Here is an 8,780-nt window from a genome sequence, read left to right as displayed (position 1 = left end):
CTCACGCTTAATCGAAAACAACTAATTGGGTCTTCCCTGGACTCTGAAAACGGCGCCTCCCGGCGCCGTTTTTTTTGGTCTTAAAAAAACTTTACTTTTCAACGGCGACAAAGCTGCTAGTGTTGTTCAATTACATCCTTCCCTGTTATCAACAGCTTTTTCCGGTAAGTCAATTATGCAAACGCTATTATGCCCTTTCCGTGCATTACGTATCGCCGCCTGTCTGCTTGGCCTGAGCTTGTCTTTTAGTGCCATTTCTGAGCAGGTGAAGGACAGCCCTAATCGCGACTTAACCGGCTTTGAAAGCCAGCAGGAGCTTCAGCCGCTGTGGGAAGCTGGCGTCGGCGGTGGTGTTATAGAGGTCCCTAATTACCCTGCTTCCGTGGAACGAAATCTGGTTGCGCTGGCATTGCCCTATGTGGTCTATCGGGGCGACATTTTCCGGGTTGGTGATGGTGGTGGCGCGCGTGCAGTTGTCATTGAGGAGAGTGACTACGAATTTGATATATCCCTGGGCGGTGCGTTTTCTGCCAATAACGAGGAAGGCGGCGTACGCGACGGGATGCCAGATCTGGACTACCTGTTTGAGGTGGGCCCACAGCTTATCTACCGGGTTCGCGATTTTCGCTTTGACGGCGGTGGCAGCGGGCGCTTAAATGCGCGCCTGCAGACCCGAGCGGTATTTTCCACCGACTTCTCCGGTATTGACCATCAGGGCTATGTGCTTGAACCTATGCTTTCATACCAGCAGCGGGGACGGTTGTTCAAAGATACCGGACTCAATGTTTCGCTAAGCCTGGTCTTCGCCACCGAAGAACTGCACGATTACTTTTATCAGGTGGATCCGGCGTTTGTTACCGCGCAGCGCCCCGCCTATGATGCCAAAAGTGGCTATCTGGGTGCGGAGCTCTCAATGGGAGTCTCCTTCCCGATAAGAAAGCGGCTGCGAGGCTTTTTCGGCGGCTCAGTCCAGTTCAATCAGGGTGCAGCAAACCGCGACAGCCCGTTATTTGAGGACGATATCACTTACAGCATTGGACTAGGGTTTGTGTGGCGGCTTTACGAGAGTGAGCAGCGGGCAAGCTGGTAATTTTACGCGTCCAGAGAGAGATCTGTTTTCATCTGGGCACGCCATTTCTTTTCCATTTCGACCATCAGTTGCTTAAGCGGTTCATAGTCGGCATAGGGCCGAAAATAACGGTCATGCTGATGCATAAACGGATAAGGCCAGAACCCCAGTTCAAACGCACGCCTAAGCCAGTGTGTCGCGCACTCAATATCACCACATCCAGCAAAGGCAAACGCGGTAAACCGGGCTAGCATGGCATTAGCAGCCGCTTCATCGGCCTGCACTGTTGTCAGCGTTAAACCGCCCTGATGTCCGAGCAGACCATCACATAACGCAAACGCCAGGCTGGCGACCAGGGTGTTGCGCTGTGAGGGTAAAAAGCCTTCGCACTGGCTAACCACCGCATCTGTCGCTTCATTCATGGCTAATGCCCATACCAGAAATAACCGCGCCAGTGGATTAGACGGTGCCATGGTCAGCATTTGCTGGTAGGGGCCAATCGCGCCATCGAAATCGCCGGTCATCAGCCGGTAATAGCCCGGCATACAGCGGCTTAGCGGTGTTAGCGGATCTACAACCTGCAGCGTCTGAATGAAGGGCCATGCCAGCTCTGACTGCCCGCTGACCAGGTAGCAGTTCGAGAGTAGCCCCAATGTATCAGGATCGTTCGGTTGCAGCGCCAGCGCCTGACGCAAAGTATCGATGGCCTCGTTTATTTCTCCTTTCATGTAGTCAAGCCAGCCGCCCAGTGAAAGCGTGAAGAAAGCGTGAGGCTGTTGAGCTCGTAGCCTTTTTAATATCGCGCTGGCTTTTTCAATAGGGGCGGCGGAACAGTCTGCGCCCGACTCGCGCTGCTGCAAGTACACTCTGCCAAGCTGAGCCATAATCAACGGGTTATTGCCTACCAGCTCACTGGCCGCCTGTAACAGAGTAATGGCTTGAGAAATGGCCTCGGGCTGCCATTGTAGCGACGCATTGCGCGCCTTATGCAAATATTCCCAGGCAGTCTGATTGTGCAGTATAGCCTTATGCTGAGGAAACAGCTGCGCGTCAATATTGGCTAAGGGCAGACTGGTGATAAGATCCGCGACCACTTTCTGGCGCAGGGCCTGCCAGTCAGGTCTGCTTTCACAGTATTGCGCACTCCAGGCAACGGTCTGTTCACTGGCATTAATCACCCGCACATTGACGCTAGCCTGCTCACTGAGGATACGAATACTGCCCTCGATATAGTAGTCCACACGCAGTGATGTAATCGTATCGAGCAGCGCGGGTTGTGTTTGAGGTAGCCGTTTTGCCGAGGCGTAACTGATGAGGCTAATGGCTGTTAAGCCCGACAAATCACCAACTATGTCTTCACAAAACGCATCCTGAATGAATGCCTCAGAGGGCTCTGCTGAAAAAAAATCAAACGGAATAAGGGCAAGACACAGTGTACTTCCAGGCGCAGGTTCCGTCCCGTGGGTGCGGGCGGAAAACCATGCGTCGAGCTCCGGCTTGCGGGCAAAAATCCGTGCACCAGTGCGGTGCTGGTGTCGGTGCACCGGCAATCCCTCAAGCGCCTCCCAGCGTCGCACGGTGCGCTCACTGCGACCAAAATAATTGGCAATGGCTTTCCATGAACGGAAGGCCTCCTTATTACGCTTCATGACACTTATGCCTTTACCCTTATCCCGAAATGGGCAACGCCCGCCCTGATACTACGCAGCCCCGGTTCGCATGTCCGTCTGTGACCGGTTATGTCCGTTTTTTGCCCTGCAACGCCTGCCTATAGTGAATGTGGATTAACCATCTGACTGGAACTATTATGAATGTACTTAACAACACTGCTTTACGCCACATTTTCATAGTATCGCTGACCGCACTGCTTGGTAACGGCGCTGTTCAAGCTACTGAACCTGAGCACCACACTGATAAACGCTGGCAGCCAGTGTCAGGCAATGCGGTACATTACTTTCCAACATCAATCGTACATGCATCGGTTGACACCACATTGGGCAAAACGGAATACAGCACTGACACTATCGATCTGAGCGGCGATCTGAAGGGCCGCCTGGTCTATCATGTGACCTCTGACTTTGACTTTTCAGCGGCGACGCTCACCAATACCGGTCATCAGGTATTTTCCGGTACGGTTTTAGACTCTGCCCCTGTGATGCTGCTGGATGATAACTTTATGTTCACCGTTAATCTGAACAATGGCGATACCCGTGGCAGCGTGTTTCTGACGCGTCGTCTGGCCGGCCCGCGTATACAGTGCCGGCTCAGTGTCACCGGTACGGGGTTCGATGCGCAGGGTAATGGGCTTGCCGAATACACAGGCATGTGCCGTCAATTCACGCCGGTTAGGCGCTAAAACCGCAGTACAAGTGCAGCCACGTTGTTACGTAGCAACGTGACAGGTATGAAATGACTCAGGCACCGGAAAGTACAGTGCCTGAACGCGCATCGAACTGTTCGCCCCTTGCTTAAATACCGATAGTGATTTGAAGCTCGGCCGACCGGGACTTTTTGGTCCGGTACACGTTCATTGTCAGACTGTCCTGACCAACATTCATCAGCACAACATTGGAATGGCCATCATAAAAATGTTGTTCATCGAGGCTCACTTTATACTTGTTGCCATTACCGGTAACGGCGGCAAAGCTCTGACGGTAGTTTGACAGACTGCTTTTCCCCAACTGGTTGAGCGGGCTGGACATCACTTCATGAAGGGTCACTGACGTACCATCATGGGATTCAATGTCCATGGTCGCATAATAAGAGGTATGCATATCTCCGGTGAGAAAACATACCCGGGTGATACCGCTTTCGACGATGGCATCAATAACCTCTTCCCGCTGCTTCATGTAACTTTTGCCACACCATTTGTCATCGCCATTTCTCACCTGCCCGACAAAAGGCACACTGGTGACAATAAAGTGGATCTGCTGTGCGCTGCCCTGCGCCAGCCACGCTTTAAACTTGGACATTTGTCGTTCACCAATTAGCTGGTTGTCAGGTTCTTTTTCATATCGCTCGCTGCGCGTATCCATCACAAAAAAGCGACCGTGTGCCCGCTCGAAGGCATAGTACAGGGCCTGATTGCCATAGGTCTGGGGGTTGTGTATATGCTGGTACTCCCGGTATGCCTTTAAGCTGATACATTTCAGATAATCCACACTCCCGACATTCACATTCATATCATTATGGAAATTATTGCGGATCTCGTGATCATCCAGAATCATGTAGTGCGGGCAGCGCGTAAGCAATTGCGCGGCGGGTACACAGTCTTCCCAGGCATCTTTGTATTTGTCCCGATATTCCTCAATACGCGGTAATTTGCTGGGAATGGGTATGTCATAGTAAATCTGATCACCGCAGTGGATCATAAAATCAGGATGATGTTCATCCACAAGCTGGTTGAGCCGTTCAAACGCACTGTCAGGTGAACTGATGATCCCCAGAGAGTGCAGGTTACAACTGCCCAGTAAAAACGAGAACGGGCGGGATGTATTACCAGCCGGTGCGGTGCTAAAGCTGCCCTGGCTGAATTCGGGAATAAAACGTTGGGCCGGTTGTGTATTTTTATCATTGCCAAAAGCAACACTGACATGCACCTCTGTAGCGGCAGGCAGTCCGGTAAGTACTACCACTCCGGTAAAGTCATGCCGCTCTTCCAGCACAATAATTTCTTCCTGACTTCCTTCTTCGCCTTCGCACCGCCAGGTTACAAATGCAAGTGGTTTACGTTTATCGCCTCTTACCCAAACCCGCGCGTCCTCTGTCCCGACGTGTCCAATGATTAAATGTGCCATGATCTTTCCCTGTTTAGCTGCCCAGAAGGCCAATATCAGTATTAAGTTATAGCGCAGTCTGACCGATTTACCATATAGCTAAAGAGGTTGCAGCAATGCCTTGGCAGGGCCATTTGCGACCATGTTCTGGCAGGAAAAGTTTAAGCAAATGTTTCGGGAGGTAACACACTCGCAATTTAGAGGTATGCTAGGAAAAAGGAAATAACCGCCGCAACCTCGCCTGCCTATCTGTCTGAGTGAGAAATATAAGGAAGTGTAAATATGACAATTAACCTGCTACTGGATTACCTCTTTTCAGTTCAGACCCTGTTACTGGTACTGGTACTTGTAGGGCTTAAAACCTCGGTCAAGTTTGTGCCTCAAAACCGTGCTTACCTGGTTGAACGCTTTGGCAAATATACCCGCACGCTGGAAGCCGGTATCAATTTTATAATCCCCTTTATCGACAGAGTAGCCGCCGACCGCAGCTTAAAGGAACAGGCCGGCGATGTACCCGAACAGTCTGTAATTACCAAGGATAACATAACCTTACTGGTGGACGGGGTCCTGTACTTCAAAGTTGTGGAACCGTTTAAGGCGACCTATGGCGTGGAAGATTATGTGTTTGCTGTCACCCAGCTGGCTCAAACTACCATGCGCAGCGAACTGGGCCGCATAGAACTGGATAAAACTTTTGAGGAGCGTGATGCTCTCAACGCCAGCATTGTTGCCTCCCTCAACGAAGCCGCTACGCCCTGGGGAGTTCAGGTGTTGCGTTATGAACTTAAAGACATTAAACCACCCGCTACTGTGCTGGATGCCATGGAACAGCAAATGCGTGCGGAGCGCGTTAAACGGGCACAGATCCTTGAGTCTCAGGGTGACAAAGAAGCTGCCATTAATCGCGCTGAAGGCGATAAGCAGGCGCGGGTTCTGGCCGCTGAAGCTGAAAAACAGGAACAAATATTAAAAGCCGATGGTGAAGCGCAGGCTATTATTCGCGTAGCTGACGCCGAATCGCAGGCGTTAGAGTCTATCGGCAAAGCCGCATCCTCTGAAGACGGACAACGCGCCGTGCAGTTTGATCTGGCAAAAGGCGCCATTAGCGCCAAAGAAAAAATTGCCAAAGAATCGTCCGTGGTGCTGTTGCCAGATGGTTCAACCGATATTGGCAATGTGGTGGCGCAGGCTATGACCATTGCCAAACGCTTTGGCAATGAGGCTGGCTAATGGACACGATGTTAAACAGCCTCCCTCACCTGCTACTGGGTATTGGCCTGGTACTGCTTATTATCGAATTGCTAATGGGCTTTTCGACGGTACTGTTGCTGACCCTTGGCCTGTCCTTTCTTGTCACATCGGGGCTGATGTTTGCCGGAGAACTCGATCATGAATGGCTGCGCGCGGTCTATTCAATTGCTGTCGTGTCGGTGTTACTGACCATCGTGCTGTGGCGTCCCATTAAGAAGCTCCAGGCGGATCGGGAACCCAACGAGGTGAAATCTGACTGGATCGGAACCACGTTTGACCTTGAGTCTGACGTATCCCCCGGACAGCCGGGCACAGCACGCTTCTCCGGCGTTAACTGGCAAGTCAGGGCAAACGCCCCGCTTGCAAAAGGTCAGCAGGTAAAGATTGTAAAAGTTGAGGTGGGGACTCTATATGTGGATGCGGTATAGGCATATAGACCATATCCTGTTGCCAACCGCCGCGGCGACCGATACACCCAATGCGTAACATACCGCTATGCAATGATTTTCACTCTACTCATTATCATCAATAAGGACATAACATGAGACTATTGGATAAAACCCGCAGGCGTCAAAACAGAAAACGCGCAATACCGCTTGCCGCCCTATTGCTTACCTGCCTTTCTGTGAGCGCCTACAGCGCAGAGTCTGTGTCCATTGATGTGTTAAAAAGTCACTTTGCTGACGGCGATTTTGACGCCATCATCAGTGCTCTGGATGCCAAACCCCAGAAATCGCCCGAAGCATATAACCTGCTCATTTCCGCATTAATGAATAAGGATCTGGACGACGCGGAAGAGCAGGCTGACAAGTTTGTCGCGGCGTACCCTGACGATTACCGCGCCTATCATATACATGCCAGCGTAATGGGTGCTCAGGCTTCTGACAGTATCTTTTCGGCGCTGGGCTACGCCAAAAAAGCCAGACAGAGTCTGGAAAAGGCGGTGGATATTGCGCCAGACAAAATCGACGTGTATCAGGCGCTAATGCAATTCCATCTGGCCGCCCCCTCAATTGCCGGCGGGGACATGGATGAGGCCCGACGCCTGGTGGATAAAATTGCCACCATGGATGCCACAGAGGGTCAGTTTGCCAGCGCCCGTTTTCACATGGCGCAAGACAATACCGAAAAAGCAACTGAGTTGTATCTTACTCTGGCCGCGCAGGACGACAGTCGTGCTCAGGCCCTGTTTGAACTGGGCAGACATTATGTGGCTGACGAACGTTACCAGCAGGCGTTCGAGACGTTATCACCGCTAATGAGCTTCCAGCCAGAGCAGATGGAGGCTGCGGACACGCCTCAGTGGCAGGCGCATCAACGGACTGTTCACCATTACCTGTACGGCAAGTACTATCTCGGCCTTGCGGCGGTTAAAAGTGGCAATAATACTCAGGCCGGCATTGAGGCGCTCTCACAATATCGCCGGGAACTTGCCGCCACGAATATCGATACGGCAAACCTGCCTTCGCATGACTGGGCCGCCCTGCGACTGGCTGAGCTGCTTATCAATAACAAACAGTACGAGGACGCGCAGACTACCCTGAATACCATAGAGCCCGGCCAGGACGATCGGTTTAACTCCATTTTTAAGGGGCTGAAAAAGAAAGTCAAAAAACACGTATAGTGTGGCGTGGCAGTGGTCTTTTATGATTTGGCCTTGTTTTTCATTGTCGACTCACGGACCACAAGTGTTGGCTCAAATAGGCGCTGAACGTCGTAGTCGTGGCCATATACGGTATTGAGGATCTGCCTGGCCGACATTTCTGCCATCTGTGAAATGGGGTTGCTGACGGTAGTTAAGCGGGGAAAAACATGGTGTGCAAACACCACGTCATCAAAGCCTACGATAGACAAATCAGCCGGTAAACTCATCCCTAAATCTCTGGCGCAACTCATTGCGCCAGATGCCATCCAGTCGTTTCCACACACCAGCGCAGTAAAAGGGAGGTTTCTGGAAAGAAATGCCAGCAAGCCGGCTTTACCGTCTTCTTCCTCGTAGTGTCCGTGATAAATAAGAGAGGCGTTCAGAGTCAGTCCGGCTTCTTTCAACGCACGCTTGTGGCCTTCGAGACGCTGCGCTGCATCCCGCTTTTCCATGGGGCCGGTTATATAGGCAATATGTCGGTGGCCAAGGCCAATCAGATGGGATGTGGCAAGGTAGCCCCCCAATTCGTTATTCAGCGTAATACTGCTTTGATCCAGGCCATCAATATGCCGGTTGACCACGGCAATTGGCAGTCGGTTCTTATTGATATCAATGAGAAAGTCGTCACTAAGCGCTTCAACGTGCATAATGATTGCGTCACAGTTTCGGCTAATCAAAAATTCAACCGCATCCTGTTCGGTTTTCAGGTTATTGTGGCCAACCGTGATCACAACATGTTTGTCTGCTTCTCGCAGGGTTGATTCCACAGCCTGCATCAAATCGCCGAAAAAAGGGGTATTGAGCTCAGACACCAGGATCCCGACACTATCGGAGCGATTACTGGCCAGCGAACGGGCGATCGAGTTTGGGCGATAATTAAGCTCCCGCACCGCCTTCTCCACCTTATCTTTGAGCTTCGCATTGACCGTGGCCCTGCCATTTAAAACACGCGAAACCGTTGATAGCGACACGCCCGCCCGTTCTGCAACTTCATAAATGGTCGCCACGTTATTCTTCCTTACAAAAACAATACTGCTGT

General features: G+C 51.5%; 8 protein-coding genes. 5 read left to right on the top strand and 3 right to left on the bottom strand.

Annotated elements, in window-relative coordinates:
- Positions 1–175 precede the first annotated feature (175 nt).
- On the top strand, positions 176–1,090 hold the full coding sequence (locus IE054_RS02675; RefSeq protein WP_189403523.1) for a MipA/OmpV family protein: 915 nt from the start codon (positions 176–178) through the stop codon (positions 1,088–1,090).
- A 2-nt stretch (positions 1,091–1,092) separates the two neighbouring features.
- Here the strand turns inward: IE054_RS02675 and IE054_RS02670 are convergent, their stop codons facing one another.
- Positions 1,093–2,718, bottom strand: a complete 1,626-nt coding sequence (locus IE054_RS02670) for a hypothetical protein (protein ID WP_189403522.1) — start codon at positions 2,716–2,718, stop codon at positions 1,093–1,095.
- Between the two features lie 158 nt (positions 2,719–2,876).
- Between IE054_RS02670 and IE054_RS02665 the strand changes: the two genes are divergently transcribed.
- Positions 2,877–3,425: a hypothetical protein gene (locus IE054_RS02665; RefSeq protein ID WP_189403521.1), complete on the top strand. Its 549-nt coding sequence runs from the start codon at positions 2,877–2,879 to the stop codon at positions 3,423–3,425.
- 112 nt (positions 3,426–3,537) lie between these two features.
- On the opposite strand, the gene IE054_RS02660 is transcribed toward IE054_RS02665, so the two are convergent.
- On the bottom strand, positions 3,538–4,866 hold the full coding sequence (locus IE054_RS02660; RefSeq protein WP_189403520.1) for an alkaline phosphatase D family protein: 1,329 nt from the start codon (positions 4,864–4,866) through the stop codon (positions 3,538–3,540).
- 261 nt (positions 4,867–5,127) lie between these two features.
- Between IE054_RS02660 and IE054_RS02655 the strand changes: the two genes are divergently transcribed.
- The 3 genes from IE054_RS02655 to IE054_RS02645 all read left to right on the top strand — a co-directional run bounded on the left by IE054_RS02655 (position 5,128) and on the right by IE054_RS02645 (position 7,720).
- The gene (locus IE054_RS02655; protein WP_373293808.1) at positions 5,128–6,075 is read left to right on the top strand and encodes an SPFH domain-containing protein; all 948 of its coding nucleotides are present in this window, start codon (positions 5,128–5,130) and stop codon (positions 6,073–6,075) included.
- Positions 6,075–6,524: an NfeD family protein gene (locus IE054_RS02650; protein WP_189403519.1), complete on the top strand. Its 450-nt coding sequence runs from the start codon at positions 6,075–6,077 to the stop codon at positions 6,522–6,524. Before IE054_RS02655 ends, IE054_RS02650 begins: the two co-directional genes overlap by 1 nt.
- A gap of 113 nt (positions 6,525–6,637) precedes the next feature.
- A complete protein-coding gene (locus tag IE054_RS02645; protein ID WP_189403518.1) occupies positions 6,638–7,720 on the top strand; it encodes a tetratricopeptide repeat protein in 1,083 nt (360 codons plus the stop codon).
- 20 nt (positions 7,721–7,740) lie between these two features.
- On the opposite strand, the gene IE054_RS02640 is transcribed toward IE054_RS02645, so the two are convergent.
- Positions 7,741–8,748 (bottom strand): LacI family DNA-binding transcriptional regulator, encoded by a 1,008-nt coding sequence (locus tag IE054_RS02640; RefSeq protein ID WP_189403517.1) that lies wholly within the window; start codon positions 8,746–8,748, stop codon positions 7,741–7,743.
- Positions 8,749–8,780 lie beyond the last annotated feature (32 nt).

The organism is Alteromonas halophila (assembly GCF_014651815.1).
Taxonomy (GTDB): Bacteria; Pseudomonadota; Gammaproteobacteria; order Enterobacterales; family Alteromonadaceae; genus Alteromonas; species Alteromonas halophila.
Note: the sequence above shows the minus strand (reverse complement) of the source record. Positions and strands in the feature narration are given on the sequence as shown.